The organism is uncultured Gordonia sp. (assembly GCF_937858515.1).
GTDB lineage: Bacteria > Actinomycetota > Actinomycetes > Mycobacteriales > Mycobacteriaceae > Gordonia.
On the sequence record NZ_CALLZT010000210.1, the window covers coordinates 1 to 16,710 of the forward strand.

The following is a 16,710-nucleotide window of genomic DNA, read 5'->3' on the forward strand; positions in this document are numbered from 1 at the left end:
GCGCGCTGATGCGGATGGAACAGATGTACCAGGACGTGATCCTGGACCACTACAAACACCCCCACGGACGTGGCCTGCGCGATCCGTTCACCACCGAGGTCCACCACGTCAATCCGACGTGCGGCGACGAGGTGACCTTGCGGGTCGCCCTGTCCGACGACGGGGCCCGTGTCGCCGACATCTCCTACGACGGGCAGGGCTGCTCGATCTCGCAGGCGTCGACGTCGGTACTGTTCGACCAGCTCGTCGGGCTCGGCCTGACCGAGGCGCTCGCGACGGTCGACTCATTCAGCACGATGATGACCTCACGCGGCAAGGACGCCGGTGACGAAGACGTCATCGGTGACGGCATCGCCTTCGCCGGCGTCAGCAAGTACCCGGCCCGCGTCAAATGCGCGCTGCTGGGTTGGCTGGCATTCAAGGACGCACTGGCGCAGAGTGTTGACGAAAAGGAGACAGCATGACCGACGAGACCGTCACCACACAGGATCTGGCGGCCGGTTCGGGTGAGGTTCAGACTTCACTGCCGAGTCTCGATGATGTCGAGGAGGCGATGCGTGATGTCGTTGACCCCGAACTGGGCATCAACGTGGTCGACCTCGGCCTGGTCTACGGGCTGAACGTCACCGACGACGCCGTCGCGAAGATCGACATGACCCTGACGTCGGCGGCCTGCCCGCTGACCGACGTGATCGAGGATCAGGCGCGCACGGCGCTCGTCGGGAGCGGACTGTGCACCGACCTGGAGATCAACTGGGTGTGGCTGCCGCCGTGGGGGCCGGACAAGATCACCGACGACGGCCGCGAACAACTGCGCGCACTCGGCTTCACCGTCTGAGGAGCACGTGAGTTCGACAGTGAACGCCGCGGCACCGGTCGAGGCCTCGGTCACCGATGACGCCGCCGTCGCGCAACTGGCCCACGGCATCGCGCGTACCAACCTTCGCCGTTCGCTCGGCTGGTTCGCCGGCCTGGCGATCCTGCTGCTGATCTGCCTGCTCAGTCTGTCGGTGGGCGCCAAGTCCATCCCGCTGGGCACGGTCTGGGATGCGTTGTTCGCCTTCAGCGGCTCCCAGGACCACCTTGTGGTCCGGGACATGCGGCTGCCCAGGACCGCACTCGGCCTGGTCGCGGGTGCCGCGCTCGGCGTAGCGGGCGCCCTGATCCAGGCGATGACCCGTAACCCGCTGGCGGATCCGGGAATCCTGGGCGTAAACGCGGGCGCGGCATTCCTGGTGGCACTTGCGGTCGGAACATTTGGCGTGACCGCGCTGTGGGGATACATCTGGTTCGCCTTCGCCGGCGCGATCCTGGCCACACTCCTGGTCTATGCGATCGGCTCGTGGGGGCGCGGCGGAGGAACCCCTGTGCGGCTGACGTTGTCGGGTGTTGCGATCGCGGCGGTCCTCGGCGGTGTGACACAGGGGCTGGTGCTGCTCGATCCGGTCGCGTTCGAGGCGATGCGCACCTGGAACGCGGGTTCGATCGCCGGCCGCAGCGGCGACGTAGTGTGGGCGATCGTGCCGTTCGTGCTGGCCGGGCTCGTCGTGGCGATGGCGATCGCCAGACCTCTCAACGCCGTGGCGCTCGGCGATGATCTGGCACGCAGCCTCGGAGCCGATGTGGGACGTGTCCGGGTGGCCGGCGTTATCGCGGTGACGTTGTTGTGTGGTGCGGCCACCGCGGCTGCCGGACCGATCGGCTTCGTCGGCCTGATGGTCCCGCACATCGCCCGCTGGATCGTCGGGCCGGACCAGCGGTGGATCTTCGCCTACACCGTGATCGGGGCACCGATGCTGGTGCTGTCGGCCGACGTGCTCGGCAGAGTGGTCATCCGCCCCGACGAGATGCAGGTGGGCATCGTGACGGCGCTGGTGGGGGCACCGGTGCTGATCCTGCTGGTGCGGCGCAAGAAGGCGAGCGGCCTGTGAGCGGTAACCCTACGCTGAACAGGCCGCGACTTCGTCAGGGTCGCCAGGCGATCGACTTCGGCCGGCCCCTGCTGGCCGTCCGGCTGCCCGGGATCACCCGGCGAGGACGATCCTTCACCGCGGTACCCGATGGTTTGTCGGCGCGCGTCGACCTGCGCGGTGTGGTCGTGGTGGTCGTGCTGATCCTGGCCGCTGTCGCGGCGGCTTTCGCTGAACTGGCGACCGGCGACCTGCACATCCCCATCACAGAGGTGGTCCGGGCGGTCTTCGGCGCCGACACCGAGAACGCGGAGATCGTCACGCAGTGGCGGGCTCCGCGGGTGGTGCTTGCCCTGGTGCTCGGCATATTGCTGGGGATCAGTGGCGCGATCTTCCAGACCCTGACCCGCAATCCCCTCGGCAGCCCGGACATCATCGGATTCAACACCGGTGCCTACACAGGCGCGCTGGTGGTACTTCTCGTCCTCGACGGAGTCGCCACCAGCTACTATCCGACAGCGATCGGGGCACTCATCGGTGGCATCGTCACCGCTCTGCTGGTGTATCTGCTGGCGTTCAAACGCGGGGTGCAGGGATTCCGGCTCATCATCGTCGGTATCGCCACCTCGGCGGTGCTGGCCGCGGTCAACACCTGGCTGATCCTCAAAGCCGATCTCGAGGACGCCATGTCGGCGGCGGTGTGGGGGGCGGGAACACTCAACAACAAAGAGTGGGTGCACGCGCAGCCGGTGCTGATCGTCGCGGTGATCCTGGTGATTCCCGTCTTCTGGGTCGCCTACCGGATGCCAATGCTCGACATGGGCGACGACGCGGCGGCCGCCCTCGGTATCCGGGTCGAACGGACGCGGTTGGCGATGATCGTCGTCGGAGTCAGTCTGACGGCGATCGCCACAGCGGCCGCCGGACCCATCTCGTTCGTCGCACTGGCGGCGCCGCAGTTGGCCCGACGGCTCACTCGCTCGGCGGGGGTGACGGTCATCGCGTCGGCCGCGATGGGAGCGCTGGTACTGGTGGTCAGTGACTGGATCGCGCAGTTCGCGTTCGGTGACAAGGACCTGCCGGTGGGTGTGGTGACCGTATCGATCGGCGGCCTGTACCTGGTGTGGCTGCTGGCGCTGGAGGCGCGCCGGCAATGAGATCACAAGTGACGGGAGCTGGGAAAAGTGACGAGGGCGCGATGAGCGAAGTCATGGTGGCGGAAGAAGCGCGCGCGGGTTCGCGCTTGCAGGCGAAGAACATCACTATCGGCTACGACGCACGCATCATCAGTGACGGTCTGACCCTCGACATCCCGGACGGCAAGTTCACCGTGATCGTCGGCCCCAACGCGTGCGGCAAGTCGACCCTGCTGCGGGCGCTGTCACGGCTGCTGACACCGTCGTCGGGGGAGGTGCTGCTCGACGGCAAGGCGATCGCGAGCTACCCGGCCAAACAGGTCGCCCGCACACTCGGGCTGCTGCCGCAGTCGTCGATCGCACCCGACGGCATCCGCGTCGCCGATCTCATCGCGCGCGGCCGGTTCCCGCATCAGAAACTGATCCGGCAGTGGACTCGCGACGACGAGGCCGCCGTGGTGGAGGCGATGGCCGCGACCGGCGTGAGCGAACTGTCGGGAAGGCTCGTCGACGAATTGTCCGGCGGTCAGCGTCAACGGGTCTGGATGGCGATGCTGCTGGCACAGCAGACCGAGCTGATGCTGCTCGACGAGCCAACCACCTACCTCGACATCGCCTATCAGGTGGATCTGCTCGAATTGTGCGCCGAACTCAACCGCACGTCCGGCCGAACCCTCGTCGCGGTACTGCACGACCTGAACCACGCCTTCCGCTACGCCGACCACATCATCGCGATGAGGGCGGGACGGGTGGTGGCGCAGGGAAAACCCGCCGACATCGTCACCGCCGACATGGTGCACGAGGTATTCGGGCTGCCGTGCCGCATCATCGACGACCCCGAAACCGGTACGCCCCTGGTGATTCCGCTGGCCCGCAATACCGACACCCCGCGGTTCACCACGCACTGAGCCGCGCGCGCAGACCCGTCTTCGGGTAGGGGCCGGCCACGCGGTGTGCGGGCAGTCCTGCTGCCGCGGACTTGGCGACGGTCAGCTTCAGCCGCACGGGCAGTGCCGCGAACACACCCCACATGGCCGCGCTCGTACCGGGCAGGTCGGTGCGGCCCGACAGGTAGGCCCGCTGTACGGAGTCCGGGAGGGCGAAGAACCGGTCGAAGAACAGGACGAGATCGTCGGGGCCCAGAGCCAGCAGCGCGGCAAGACCCATGACCCGCAGCCGGTACACGCAGCGTGCCTGCCACGGCCACAAGGCGGCGGTCACGTCGGCGCCCCGGCTCGCTGCCGCTACGACAGCATCGGCCAGTGCGAGGGACTGGGCGACGCTGTACCCGGTAGCGGGATGGATCAGGCCTCCGGCGGCGCCGAATCGGGAGGCACCAGAGGTGCGCCACGGTGTCGGCGTCAATCCCACGAGCGGGAACCGCACGATCTCGGCCCCCGTCGACACCCGGCTACGGCCGCCCTTCTTGCCGCCGAGATCCGGGACGGCCACCCCGGGTACCCGTCCGCGGAGCCTGCGTGCCAGTTCGCCGATGTCGACGGCGGGTGCGCCTGCCAGGCAGGTCTCCTCGACGAGTCGCCGCCCACGACCGAGATCGACGGAGTAGACGAACGTGCCGGTGCCCGGTCGCCAGTCCATCACCACCATCCGGTCGTCGGCGGGTCGATGTTCCACAGCCGTTCCGCCGTGGCTGACCACGATGCCAACGGCGGTCTGCTCCGGGGCGTCGACGGCAGGCCCGGCTGCTTCGACGCCGCGAGCGTCGACGACTGTGGACGCGTACAGAAGCGAACCGTCGGCGAAGGTGACGTAGGTGCTGTACGCGTGTGACACCCGTGCCCGGACGATGTGCACACCATCGACGCTGAGTGCCGACTGCAGTGCCGGGGTGTCGAAAATCACATATTCCCGGTCGAGGACCCTGCGACCGGGTGTATATACGACAGCGGGCCCGGTGGCCGCCACGCATTCGGTTGGCAGCCAGTCGGGTAGTTCGTCGGCCCACGCGCCGTAGGTGGCCTGCCATGGCCGGTCGGGATGGGGGTCGACGAGGGTGACGGCAAGGCCGGCCGCAAGGCCGCGATGGGCGATCGCTCGGCCGGCCGGACCGGCGCCGATCACCAGGAGATCCTTCACCCGCAGAAGTGTAGTGGCGCACGACCCTCGGCGTGCCCCGAGAATGCTTAGGGTAGCCTAATGGCTGTGTGTTGCCTGTGTGGGGGAACCGGGGCCCGATGACAACGGTCGGAGTTGTCATTCCGGTGTACCGGTGTGAGAACTACGTGCGCGGCTGTATCGAGTCGGTCCTGGCGCAGACCCGTCCCGTCGACCAGATCGTGCTGGTCGACGATTGCGGTGGCGACCGATCCATCGATATCGCGGTCGAGACCCTGCGAGAACACGGGCGTGAGCACCGGGTGATCACCCAACCGCGCAACGGTGGCCTGGGAAGGGCCCGCAACACCGGCCTGGCGGTGCTGACCACCGACCTGGTGTGGTTCCTCGACAGCGACGACACCGCGGCGCCCGAGTTCGTCGACACCCTGGTGTCGGCGATGAACGCGGCGGATGCCCAGATGTCGGTCACCCGCACTTATCGCGTCGATGAGCACGATCGGGTCCTACAGATCGACGAGGCCCGGCCGCTCGCCGATGCCATCACCGGCGCCGAGTACGCCCGCGAACTTCTTCGGGGCCGGGCAAAGGCGTACGCATGTACCAAACTGTTCGAACGGGCGAGCCTGGGCACCAGGCCCTGGGCCGAGGACCAGGCGTACGAGGACATCGCGACCAGCATCCGCGTGGCGCTGTCGGTGGATCGGGTGGCGATGATCGAAACACCCCTGTACCGGTATTTGTACCGGGAGGGCTCGCTGTCGACGGCATTCTCGGCCACCACGTTCGACCTGTTCACCGCCGATGCGGACGTCCGGGCGCTGGTGGCGGGCCGCGGCCGTGGTTCGGAGTGGGACCGGGACTACCTGGGCTATCACTATCGGGAGGTTCTCACCTCGATCGCCCACGTGGCGATGCGCGCAGACCATGCCGACGAAGCCGATCCGGAACTGTACCGCACCGCGATCAACGAGGTGCGGCAAGGCATTTCGCTGTCCGATATTCCGGTGCTCTGGGCCGGTGGACACCGCCGGGAGATTGTCTTCGCAGTGTTGATGAAGGCCTCACCCGTTCTCTACTCCACGATTCTGCGATTCCGGTAGAGGCGATCTGTGACGACAGAGCAGACACCGCCGCTGGTGACCGTCCTCATGCCCGCCTACAACGCGTCCGGATACATCGCCGATGCCGCGCAGTCGGTGTTTGCGCAAGGCGTCGACGATCTGGAACTGCTGGCGATCGACGACGGCAGCATCGACGGCTGTATCGATGAGCTGATGGCGCTCGGCGATTCCCGGATCCGGGTGGTGGCGCAGGCCAATGCCGGGCTGGTCGCCGCACTCAACCGCGGTCTCGACGAGGCCCGCGGGACGTTCATCGCCCGCATGGATGCCGACGACCTGCTTCCGGAGGGCCGTCTGCGGGCGCAGCTGAGCTGGATGGCTGAGCATCCCGCCCGGATCATATGCGGTACCGACTACGAGCTGTTCGAGGCAGCGACCGGCTACGTCCGCACTCCGCGCATCGACAAGGCGTGCCGGCAGCGGCTGCTACTGGGCAGCTGTCACTGCGGGGCGTCGGTGATGATCCGGCGGTCGGTGATCGAGGAGACCGGTATCCGGTTCGACCCGGCGTTCGTGCACGCAGAGGACTACGAGTTCTTCACCCGGCTCTGCGCCTACGGGGAGATCGGGAACGTCCCGATGCTCGGCTACCGATACCGGATTCACGCCAAGTCGGTGAGCAACCGGCATGCGGAGGTACAGCGGGCCTCACACCTGCTCGCCGCCTCCCGTTACGCCGAATCCATCGGTGTCACACCGCTTCCCGACGATGTGCTCACCCGGCTGATGTGGCCGTCCGGATCGTCGCGGACGGGTTTGGTGCTCGGTACCGCGGCGGCGGCGGCGCGGGCCTGGGTACGTTATCGAGGCGCCGACATCGCCCGGTTCGGTGGCCGCCGCGTCTTCGAGGCTGCGGCGGCCGCGAGGTCGCGGGACTGACACCCGCTCGTGTTGCGATCGCGACCCGGCGGGGTGAATCACCCCTGTACGCAGGGGTATTCGTGGGCGTTCGGCGGGGCCCGGATCTGCCCGGCGGTGGCTATTGCTGCGTCAGGGGTTCGGGTTGGTGCGTGGGATGTTCGGCGTGCTGCATCTCGCGGATTCCGGTGATGAGGGGCCCGATGACGACGGCGAAGGCGATGGCGGAGGCGGCGATGGATGCGCAACCGACGCCGATGAGTCCGATATGCGGCAGTAGGAGGACGGATCCGGCGACGGTGACCGTGACGATCATGATCTGCACGATCAGCATCAGCCGCAGTTTCCGCTGAATCTGGGCGACCATGAAGTACACGATGACGACGGTGTCGATGATTGATTGGGCGGCGAGGATCACCATGAGTGGTCCGGCCTCGCGGGCGTACTCGGCTCCGACGACCCACAGCAGCACCGGGCCGCCGACGGCGAGGCCGGCCGCCACCACCAGCGTCAGCGGGATGAGCATCCGTTTGAGCTGACGCACCAGCGACTGCCCGTCGGCACCGGGTTGCACGGCCTCCACCACGAACGCCGCGCCGAAACTGCTGCGCAGCATCCCTGCCGCGGCGTTCATCGTCCACGCCAGATTGAAGTACGCGTTCTGGGTGGTGCCGACTGTGCCGACGACGATCAGCGGCAAGGCGAACGGCACCACCGAACTGACCAGCATCATCGTGAAGAACACACCCTGAAAGGCCATCAGTTCACGGCCGGCGGGCAACTCCTCGCTGCTTTCGGTGCGCCGTCCGATCGCGATTCGCACCACGTGCACGATGAACACCGCGGTCGTCAGCGCGGCCAGCAGCAGCCACGATCCAGCCACGGCCATTGCCGTTGCGGTACCGGTCAGAAAGAACAGCGGGATGATCTTGGTGACCGACAGGAACACATTCTTCACCGCGACCGCCGGTGACCTGCGCAATCCGATCAGGATCGGATCGGTGATCGCGTAATAGGCCAGCACCAACACCAGCAACGGGAACATCACCTTGTCCGTGGTGCTGTGAAACAGCTTCGAACCGAACCCCAGCAACACGAAACCGGTACCGAGGATGGCCGACGTGGCGCCGATGAGGGCATAACCGCCGAGAATCAGCCGGGTGGTCCGGTGCCCGGCGACAGGCAGAAACCGTTCGTACGCGCCGGCCAGCGACAGACACGCCAGCGACGACATCGCGGTGGCGGTGGAGATCATCGCCGACGCCCGCCCGACCTCGGAGGTGGGCAGCATCCGTTCGGCGATCATCCAGTACACCAGGCCGAGAGCACCGGTGGCCATCGACGAGACCATCAACGCACTCGCGTTGACAGCGAGCCTGCCTTTCAGCACGTCTGTTCCGCTCGCCAGGTCCAGTCGGCCCCGACCTTGCGGGCGAACATCGCCGGACTCGCCAGCGCGGCGGTCAGCGATTGTTCGGTCAGCTCGGCGGGGCGGATGCCGCTGTACTCGGACCAGTCGATGAAGTGCAACGCATGCAGCGTGTCATCCGGTGGTGTGCGGTCGAGATAGTTCTGGGTGATCTTCGGCGCCAGCCCGGATGCGGCCAGGATCGAGTGGAAGACGAACTCGTCCGGACACAGGGAGAACCGGTGACCGCGCAGCCAGGCGGGATGGTCATCGAGATAGTCCAGGATGGTCCGGATCGCGGGGGACGTCAGCGACCACCATTGGGAACCTTCGACCAGCGGCGGTCCCGGCGGGAGTCGGCGGGGCACTCGGCCGGAGAGCCACGCGCGGTCGAGCACGGGCTGATCGGGGAACCAGAAGCGGCGCGGCTTGAGATAGCCCTGGCTTTCGGTGCGGTTGAGCCGTCTGTCGATGCGCAGATGTTCGGCATCGTCGGACCACCGTTCGAGCAGCACCGGAAGAGGACGTAGGAGCACGTCGGCCCCCGACAACAGTGTGTGCCGGTGGTGGTCGACGCCGCTACCGACTGCCAGCTCGACCAACTCCCGCGTGGCCCGGACCAGGCTCAACCCGCCCCACCGGACGTTCACCCGGCGCGGCTGCGGCACGAAAACGACTTCGGCACCGACAGCCCGGGCCGCCGATTCGAACAGGTCCTGACGCGAGGTGTCGTCGACGTGGGCGTAGACGTCGATCTGTTCATGTTGCAGCGAGGCGATCAGCGCCGCGAACAACCGCGGATGTTCGTGCACCAGAACGTGAACGGCAAACCTCATCGCGTGGTCACCTGGGAGGTGAGCGCATCGGCGACCAGCCGCGCCGTCCTGTCGACGTACGGGTGCCGCAGTATCGCGTTGTGATCGCCGGCGACGACATGAACACCGGCGCAATGCGGGGCATAGGCGTACCAGCATTCGGGGTTGTCCGGATTGTCGTCGGCGAGGATCGCGGTGACCGGCCCGTACCAGGGACGCAGTCGGTGCAGGAGCGCCGAGCGCCGGCCCAGGTCGTGAAACAGCGACCACTGCTCCTTGGCCGGCCGACGCCACCAACCAGCGCTGAGCAGGGCCAGACGCCGACGCCACAGCGCGGCCGCGGTCGTCTCGCCGGCCGGATCGCCGTCGGCCTCGGTATCGGCGCGCGGGGGGACGACCGCGGGCAGGTGCATGCGCGCTCGCGTGCCGAGTGGGCCGTCGAAGATGGTGTCCAGGCACACGATGTGCTCGACGTGATGGCCCTGTGCAGACAGGAGCCTGGCCACCTCGATGGCGATGACACCGCCGAGGGAGTGTCCGACGAACCGGAACGGGCCCGGCGGGCAGATGTCCAGGATGTGGCGCGCGAAGCGGCGTGCGGCCGCCCCGACCGTCCAGTCGGGGATTCCGCGGCCCTCCAGGGCGTGCGGCTGCAGTCCGATGACGCGGTACTCGCCCAGACACCGAGCCAGCGGACCGAATGCCAACGCCGACTCACCCGCGCCGGAGAATGCGAAGACCAGCGGCCGGTCGTCGTCAGCGGCCGGCACAGCGCTCAGCGGTACCACGTCGCCCCCCGACACCGGCGGGTTCCGGCGGTCGACGGCGTCGGCGACCGCCCGTAGTGTCGGCGCACTGACCAGGTCCGACGGGGTGAGTGCGGTGCCGAAGGTGGCGGTGGTGCGGGTGATCAGCTCCACAACGGTCAGCGAGTCACCGCCGAGGGACAGAAAGTCGTCGTCGCGGCCGACATCACCGACCCGGAGCAGATCCTCCCAGATGGAAGCCAGCAGGCCTTCGGTCGTGGTCACGGGCGCGACATACCGGGGACGTCCGGCCGGTTCTGGGAGCCGGGTGCGGTCGACCTTGCCGCGCTCAGTGCGCGGGAGCGCGGCCACCAGTAGCACGTGGGTGGGCTGCATCCAGCTCGGCAGCGACGCCGCCAGCGTGGTACGGATCTCGGCGACGGACGGGGGGCGGACACCCGGGGCGGTCGCCAGGTAAGCGATCAACTCCGCGCCGCCGGTCCCGTGCCGGGCAAGCACCGCGGCCTCGGCGACCTCCGGGATGGCCTCGATCGCGCCGACCACCTCCGACACGTCGACGCGGTAGCCGCGGATCTTGACCGTGTCGTCGCCGCGGCCGGCCAGGTGCAACTGGTCGCCGGTCACAGACCCGCGATCGCCGAGGACATGTTCACGTACGCCGCCGATGTCGGGGAAGTCGCTGCCCAGATAGCCCTGGGCAATATTGGGCGAACGCACGACGAGGGTTCCGATGGTGCCGGGCGCCGCAGGCAGACCCTGGTCGTCGACGACGGTCACGGCCTTGCCCGCGGCGATCCGCCCGGCGGGGATCATGCCATCCGGGAGGGGCCGGTCCGGCCCGAACACGTTGAAGGCGAGGTTGCCCGTTTCGGTGGAACCGGACCGATTGGTGAATGTGACGTTCGTGTTCACTTCGCGCAGTCTGGCCACGTCACCGGCGCCGATCGCCTCGCCGCACGTGCATACGATGTCGGTGGTTGCGAACGCATCGTCGGCGCCAGGTTCGGCCAGCAGCGCCCGCAGCAGCGCGGGAGTCAGATGCAGGCTGTCGGGACGCCACTCGATCAACGATGCGGTCAACTCGCCGACGCCGTCGGTCCGCGGATGGGACACGCACAGTGTGGCGCCGTTGCCGACGGCGGCCAGCGCGATGTCGAGACCGCCTCCGAAGCTGACCGGCATCGCGAGCGCGACCTTGCGGCCGGGTCCGATACCGAGTTCGCGGCCGAGTTCGGTGATCTGGTGCATCCACTGGGCGAAGCCCTGACGTACCGCCTTGGGTTCTCCGGTCGATCCGGAGGTGAACATCAGCACTGCCGTGCCAGGCACTGGGCGCGGCTCCGACGCGCTCGGCAGCCCGATCTCCCCCGGGTAGGCGACGGCCCCCGCGGCCTCGATCAGCCGGGCCGTACGTTCGGGTGGCGAAGCGATGTCGATCGGCAGCACCGGGTGCGGCGAGCATAGAACGGTCAGCAGTTCGATCACACTGTCGACCGAGTCCGACAGTCGCACCGCCACCGGTACACCGTCCGCGATACCGGCCGTCCGCAGACCTGCAGTACCTTCGTCGACCAGCCGCAACAACTTGGCGAAGCTGACGGTGCCGGTCCGGGTGCGGAGCGCGACCACATCCTCGTGATCGGCGCTCACCCGGACCAGAAGGTCGTGGAACGGGTTAGCGTTCCTCACAGAACTCGGTGATCGGAAGGCCGACGTGACGGGCTTCGGTGGGGACATAGCCGAGGAGTACGTCGCCGGGCTTGAGTTCGGTGACGTTGTTGACCGAACCACCCGGGCCGAGGAGGCGCACATGCCAGTCGTCCTGGGCGATCACATTGATGGTCTTGCCGTCTGCGGAGCTCGCGGTGATCGAGATCAGTGGGCGGCGTTCGATCTTGACCCGGCCGATACGCACCTCGCGCACCGAGCCGTCGGTGCGGACCGCGAGAATCGGCTGGCCGGCCCGCAGTTCGCTGACGTAGCGGGTGCGGTTGTCGGGGGTCATCACGTACGAGTGCACGGCGCCGGCGTTCCACCGGAACGGGCGGGTCGGCATGTACGGCAGGGGATGGGTCTCGCTGCACGAGAGGAACATTCCGCTGGCGAACGAGCCGATGAGGCAGCCCTCGTCCAGTTCGAGCAGCGAGCAGGTGTCGATGCAGGCACGCTCACCCATCCCGATGTGCGCGACGTCGGTGATGGTCAGCTCGGAGAGCTCCACCTTGTCGCCGTCCGGCGTGAGCACGTCGACCAGCGCCACCACGTCGTCGGCGTGGCGCGGTGCCAGCAGCAGGCCGTCCGAGCCGTGTTCGAGAACCAGCTTGACGATGCCGGCGTCCTCGATGTCGTTGACGACGGTGACCGTCTTGCCGCCGGAGTTCTCGGCCGCGGCGATGACGATCTCGAGCGGGATCTTGGTGGGATCGGTGAACGTCAGCACTGTCCACGGCGTCACCCGGACGAGTTCGCACGCGTGGCCGAGGGTCGGTGCATCGGAGACGACGACGTGCACACCGGCTGCGGGAGCGCTGCCATCCTGCAGGTCGGTGGCCTCGGTCAGCACCAGGTCCGGGACGAACGACTCGCCGTCCGTGACCTTCTTCTTGTCGGCGTCCTTGTTGCCCGGGTCCGTCGTGTTTGCGGCCGGCTGCGTACCGGTCAGGATCCGGCGAACGGTGGGGGGCAGGCCCGAGAGCATCGCGGCGTCGTCGGAGACGATACCGTCAAGGCCGTAGTTGATCGCGGCCTGCACGACGGCGTCGCGGGCGGCACCGTCGAGGTGCCGCACATCGACCCACGCGAAGTGTTCGCTGTTCCGGTCGTTCTCCGACGGTGAAGCGGGCACGATCTGGTCGGTGACGACGACATGGCTGGTCATATGCGGATGGACCTGACTTTCTGCTTGGGTGAGGTGTGCCGACCCAGGGCCTGGCGGATGCGCGCGGACGAGAACCGGCGTATTGAGCTGGTGGGGTCAGGCGAGGGCCGCCACGCGATCACTGTCGGCGATGCGTTTGTGGACGATCCGGGCGAGGGCCGTGGCGACTCTTACCGGGTTGGTCGCGTTGAAGACGTTGCGGCCGAAGCTCAAACCGGCGACACCGCTGGACATGACCTCCGCGCCGAGCGCGATCGCGGCGTCGTCGCTGACCGTCGCGCCGCCGGCCACGTAGACGGGGACCGGCGTGGATGCGACCACACTTTGCATCGCCGAGGGCGACCCGGCGTAGTCGAGTTTGATCATGTCGGCGCCGAGGTCGGTGGCGATCGCCGCGAGGTGGGCGAGTGTGTTCGCCGAAGACGATGCGTTCTGTTGCGGTCCGCGCGCGTACATCATCGCCAGCAGCGGGACTCCGAGTACGTCGCATTCCCTGGCGACGGCGGCGAAATCTGCCAGCTGCTGACGTTCGCTTTGCGATCCGATGTTGACGTGGATGCTGACCGCGTCGGCTCCCGATCGCACGGCGGCCTCGACACCGGAGACGAGAACCTTGGCGTCGGTGTCCAGGCTCATCGAGGTACCTGCTGACAGATGGACGATCAGACCGATGCTGGTGAAGGCGTCGACGGGTACGCGATTGATGCGGCCGCGGTGCAGCACCACGGCGTTGATGCCGGTGCCTGCGAGAACGGAGACCATACGTTCGGTGTGGTCGACGGGGCCGAGTGGGCCGACGGTCACCGAATGGTCCATCGGCACGATATGCGCCCGGCGGGTCGCGGGATCGCTGATACGCGCCAACCGCAGAGCCTTGCCGCTCGAGAGACTGGCGCGGACCAGTGCGTGCTGGGTGTCCATGGGTTCTCCTGCGACCGTTTCGGGGTTTTTGCGATACTTAGAAAATCTTAGGCTAGCCTAGCCAAACGAACAAAGTCGAATGCATGACCTGCGCCACACGGCTATCCGCATTCATGCCGACGCTCCCGCGCCGATCGGAGTACCGAAGGTCGGGGCAGTGGCGAAGGGTAAGCCCAGGTACACCTCGCCGAGCTCGTGCCGAGCGGCCTCCGAGCCGACCCATCGATCGAGCGTCGCGCGCCGGAGGGCCTCGGTGAATCCGTCGCCGGGCAGCGCGTGCAGCGTGGTGGTGAGCAGTGCCGAGAATCGCTGGGCGGCCATGACGCGGGGGAGCGCCGTTGCCGTATACCGCGTCAGATGCTCGGTGATTCCGTGATTGATCGCCGCTCCCAGGGCATGGGAGAGCACGCAGGTGTCCGAGATCGCCAGGTTCAGTCCCTTGGCTCCCGTCGGTGGCACGATGTGAGCGGCATCCCCGGCCAGGAACAGGCGCTTGTACTGCATCGTGCTGCAGACGTAGCTGCGCAGGGGCGCCAGGGACCTTTCGACGATCGGACCGGTCTCCAGGGGGACGGCGTCGGCGGCGGCGCAGCGCACCGACAACTCGTCCCAGATCTGCGGATCACTCCAGTCGCCGAGGTCGGTGTCGGCCGGCACCTGCAGATACTGCCGGGACAGCCGGGGCCCACGCATGCTGTGCACGGACAAGCCGTTGGGATGCGGGCAGTACATGCCCTCCGGTGCGGCCGGAGTCGACTCGGCGAGGATGCCCAGCCACGCCACCGGATACTCACGGATGAGCTCGCCCCTGACATCGGCGGGAATCGCCGCCCGGCCGGCGCCGTGGAAGCCGTCCGCGGCCACCACGAAGTCGGCCTCGAGCGTACGTTCGCCGGCTGTCGTCCGGTACCGGACCGCCGGGGTCGGTCCGGAGGGGGCGATCGCGGTGACCTCGGTGTCGAAGTGCAGCGGACGACGCGTGTCGATGCGTGCGGCGATCAGATCCTTGACCAGCTCGTGCTGGCCGTAGACGGTCGCGTACTGACCGGTGTATGGATGAAAGTCCAGGTAATGGGTGACGTCGTCGTAGCGCAGGTAGAACCCGCTGTGCCGCATGCCTTCGCGGAGCAGTCTGTCACCCAGACCCGCCGCCACGAGCAGATCGACACTCGGCTGCTCGATGATGCCCGCCCGCAGGCGCTGTTCGACATGGGCGCGACTGCTGCGCTCCAGGATGACCGAGTCGATGCCCTGTAGATGGAGCAGATGTCCCAGCGTGAGACCCGCGGGGCCGGCGCCGACGATGGCGACCTGCGTACGGGACGGAACCCGAGCGCCGTGGGTCGGATCGCTGCTCACTGAGGATCACCTTGCTTTGTTTAGGCTTGCCTTGATTACCCGGCCAGCTTAACGGTGGCTGAGGACGGCAGCAACGAGGGGCCCGTTTTCGGTACCGTGCTGATGAGGTCGGCCGAACGGTCGACAGCCGGGCACGACGAAATCACGGTTGGGACATCATGGGTGAGTCGGCATTCATGGGTGGTTCTGTCGGGTACGGAGCCTGCGCTGCTCCTGCCATAGGGCTTTGGGCCCGGCGAGTACCGACAGCACCTCTGTGCGCCCCACGGTGTGCGGTACGTCCTTCAGGAATGCCGGTGGCGGTGCCGCGATCGCGCAGTAGGCACGACCTGCTCTGGCCACCGCACGTCGCCGGTGGCGCAGCACGGACAGGGCCAGTCGCCGATGGTCCCTGTCCAGTGCCACCTTGGTCAGCCACGCGCCCAGGCCCGTGCCGTAGCCGCGGGCCTGTGAGAGCAACGCGTCGTTGTCGCTGCGGTGCCGGTGCCAGATGATCGACGCCGGTTCGATGGCCAGGCTGTGCCCGGAGGCCAGTACGCGGAAGAAGACGTCGAGGTCCTCTCCGCCGCGGGTAGCCGTGCCGGCTCCCAGTCGTTCATCGAACAGGCCGAGGTCGACGATGACCTCTCGCCTGACGGCGAAGTTGGCGCCGGTACCGAACCGGCCGATCTGGAACGGGAACAGCGGGACGTCGTCGGGCGGGTCCGACAGTCGGTACACCCGGGGTTCGATGTTGTCGCCCCACGAGACCCGCCAGTCGAAGTACGCCTGGGGGAGTGTTCGCAGCTCGCCGCTCGGGACCAGGCCTGCGACACACCCGACGTCGTCGGCGCAGGCAAAACCTGCCGCGAGCCCGCGCAGCCAGCCCGGGTCGGCGACGACGTCGTCGTCGGTGTAGGCGATGATGTCGTGGCGTGCGGCCCGGATACCCGCGTTACGGGCCATCGACAGGCCCGCGACGGGCTCCACGATGCGGCGCACGCGTGGATCATCGAAGGTGGCGACAACACGTTCGGTGCCGTCGGTGACCGGTGCGTTGTCAACGACGATGATCTCGAACTCGGGGTAGTCGACCCGCAGGAGCGAGTCCAGCGCCCCGCGCAGATCCTCAGGGCGTTCCCGGGTACATAGGACGACCGACATCGGGGGCAGCGCTGATGTGGTGACGGGATCGCCGGTGGGGGGAATCGGCAGCAGCGCGCGACCGCCGATGAGCGACACCTGCGCGAACTGCAGCGGTGTCAGCCCGTCTCGGATCAGAACTCGTGCGCTTGTGTAGCCCTCGGCATCCGGCACGACACCGAGGAACTGGCCGCTCCGGCCTTGACGGATCAGCTCCGCGATGTCGGCCACGCCGATCCAGACGGCGCCCGGCCAACTCGGGGCACCACCCGGCGTCATGGGTGAGCTCAGGGTGAGTTCGGGAATCATGCGCAGATGCTCGAATCCAATCAACAG

General features: G+C 67.6%; 15 protein-coding genes. 7 read left to right on the plus strand and 8 right to left on the minus strand.

Going from position 1 to position 16,710, the window contains the following annotated elements:
- Positions 1–8 precede the first annotated feature (8 nt).
- From sufU to Q0627_RS20800, 5 genes are all read left to right on the plus strand, one after another.
- On the plus strand, positions 9–464 hold the full coding sequence (gene sufU, locus Q0627_RS20780) for a Fe-S cluster assembly sulfur transfer protein SufU (RefSeq protein ID WP_298812664.1): 456 nt from the start codon (positions 9–11) through the stop codon (positions 462–464).
- Positions 461–838 carry a metal-sulfur cluster assembly factor gene (locus tag Q0627_RS20785; protein ID WP_291017432.1) on the plus strand — a complete coding sequence of 126 codons (378 nt, stop codon included), beginning with the start codon at positions 461–463 and terminating at the stop codon, positions 836–838. Before sufU ends, Q0627_RS20785 begins: the two co-directional genes overlap by 4 nt.
- Before the next feature lie 76 nt (positions 839–914).
- Complete coding sequence (locus Q0627_RS20790) at positions 915–1,931, plus strand: iron ABC transporter permease (protein ID WP_291017440.1); 1,017 nt, start codon at positions 915–917, stop codon at positions 1,929–1,931.
- A gap of 83 nt (positions 1,932–2,014) precedes the next feature.
- Positions 2,015–3,067, plus strand: coding sequence for an iron chelate uptake ABC transporter family permease subunit (locus Q0627_RS20795; RefSeq protein ID WP_291017437.1), 1,053 nt, complete (start codon positions 2,015–2,017; stop codon positions 3,065–3,067).
- A gap of 41 nt (positions 3,068–3,108) precedes the next feature.
- Positions 3,109–3,954 (plus strand): ABC transporter ATP-binding protein, encoded by an 846-nt coding sequence (locus Q0627_RS20800; RefSeq protein WP_291017429.1) that lies wholly within the window; start codon positions 3,109–3,111, stop codon positions 3,952–3,954.
- Here the strand turns inward: Q0627_RS20800 and Q0627_RS20805 are convergent.
- Positions 3,941–5,143, minus strand: a complete 1,203-nt coding sequence (locus Q0627_RS20805) for a lycopene cyclase family protein (protein ID WP_291017426.1) — start codon at positions 5,141–5,143, stop codon at positions 3,941–3,943. The genes Q0627_RS20800 and Q0627_RS20805 overlap by 14 nt on opposite strands.
- Before the next feature lie 98 nt (positions 5,144–5,241).
- On the opposite strand from Q0627_RS20805, the gene Q0627_RS20810 reads away from it, so the two are divergent.
- Together Q0627_RS20810 and Q0627_RS20815 are read left to right on the plus strand one after the other, a co-directional pair.
- On the plus strand, positions 5,242–6,225 hold the full coding sequence (locus tag Q0627_RS20810) for a glycosyltransferase (RefSeq protein ID WP_291017422.1): 984 nt from the start codon (positions 5,242–5,244) through the stop codon (positions 6,223–6,225).
- A 9-nt stretch (positions 6,226–6,234) separates the two neighbouring features.
- Positions 6,235–7,125 (plus strand): glycosyltransferase family A protein, encoded by an 891-nt coding sequence (locus Q0627_RS20815; protein WP_291017419.1) that lies wholly within the window; start codon positions 6,235–6,237, stop codon positions 7,123–7,125.
- Between the two features lie 100 nt (positions 7,126–7,225).
- Here the strand turns inward: Q0627_RS20815 and Q0627_RS20820 are convergent, their stop codons facing one another.
- The 7 genes from Q0627_RS20820 to Q0627_RS20850 all read right to left on the minus strand — a co-directional run bounded on the left by Q0627_RS20820 (position 7,226) and on the right by Q0627_RS20850 (position 16,683).
- Positions 7,226–8,443, minus strand: coding sequence for a polysaccharide biosynthesis protein (locus Q0627_RS20820; RefSeq protein WP_291017417.1), 1,218 nt, complete (start codon positions 8,441–8,443; stop codon positions 7,226–7,228).
- 44 nt (positions 8,444–8,487) lie between these two features.
- Positions 8,488–9,348 carry a beta-1,6-N-acetylglucosaminyltransferase gene (locus Q0627_RS20825; RefSeq protein ID WP_291017415.1) on the minus strand — a complete coding sequence of 287 codons (861 nt, stop codon included), beginning with the start codon at positions 9,346–9,348 and terminating at the stop codon, positions 8,488–8,490.
- Positions 9,345–11,783: an AMP-binding protein gene (locus tag Q0627_RS20830; protein WP_298812516.1), complete on the minus strand. Its 2,439-nt coding sequence runs from the start codon at positions 11,781–11,783 to the stop codon at positions 9,345–9,347. Before Q0627_RS20830 ends, Q0627_RS20825 begins: the two co-directional genes overlap by 4 nt.
- Complete coding sequence (locus Q0627_RS20835; protein ID WP_298812519.1) at positions 11,770–12,972, minus strand: 3-dehydroquinate synthase II family protein; 1,203 nt, start codon at positions 12,970–12,972, stop codon at positions 11,770–11,772. Before Q0627_RS20835 ends, Q0627_RS20830 begins: the two co-directional genes overlap by 14 nt.
- Positions 12,973–13,068: 96 nt before the next feature.
- Positions 13,069–13,893: a 2-amino-3,7-dideoxy-D-threo-hept-6-ulosonate synthase gene (locus Q0627_RS20840; protein ID WP_298812521.1), complete on the minus strand. Its 825-nt coding sequence runs from the start codon at positions 13,891–13,893 to the stop codon at positions 13,069–13,071.
- A 111-nt stretch (positions 13,894–14,004) separates the two neighbouring features.
- Complete coding sequence (locus Q0627_RS20845) at positions 14,005–15,252, minus strand: 4-hydroxybenzoate 3-monooxygenase (protein ID WP_298812524.1); 1,248 nt, start codon at positions 15,250–15,252, stop codon at positions 14,005–14,007.
- 174 nt (positions 15,253–15,426) lie between these two features.
- Positions 15,427–16,683, minus strand: coding sequence for a glycosyltransferase family 2 protein (locus tag Q0627_RS20850; RefSeq protein WP_298812533.1), 1,257 nt, complete (start codon positions 16,681–16,683; stop codon positions 15,427–15,429).
- Between the last annotated feature and the right edge of the window lie 27 nt (positions 16,684–16,710).

Coding starts and splice junctions, on each gene's coding strand:
- sufU (WP_298812664.1), top strand. CDS start 9: ATGCGGATGGAACAGATGTACCAGGACGTGATCCTGGACCACTACAAA.
- Q0627_RS20785 (WP_291017432.1), top strand. CDS start 461: ATGACCGACGAGACCGTCACCACACAGGATCTGGCGGCCGGTTCGGGT.
- Q0627_RS20800 (WP_291017429.1), top strand. CDS start 3,109: ATGAGCGAAGTCATGGTGGCGGAAGAAGCGCGCGCGGGTTCGCGCTTG.
- Q0627_RS20810 (WP_291017422.1), top strand. CDS start 5,242: ATGACAACGGTCGGAGTTGTCATTCCGGTGTACCGGTGTGAGAACTAC.
- Q0627_RS20820 (WP_291017417.1), bottom strand. CDS start 8,443: ATGGCCACCGGTGCTCTCGGCCTGGTGTACTGGATGATCGCCGAACGG.
- Q0627_RS20825 (WP_291017415.1), bottom strand. CDS start 9,348: ATGAGGTTTGCCGTTCACGTTCTGGTGCACGAACATCCGCGGTTGTTC.
- Q0627_RS20835 (WP_298812519.1), bottom strand. CDS start 12,972: ATGACCAGCCATGTCGTCGTCACCGACCAGATCGTGCCCGCTTCACCG.
- Q0627_RS20840 (WP_298812521.1), bottom strand. CDS start 13,893: ATGGACACCCAGCACGCACTGGTCCGCGCCAGTCTCTCGAGCGGCAAG.
- Q0627_RS20850 (WP_298812533.1), bottom strand. CDS start 16,683: ATGATTCCCGAACTCACCCTGAGCTCACCCATGACGCCGGGTGGTGCC.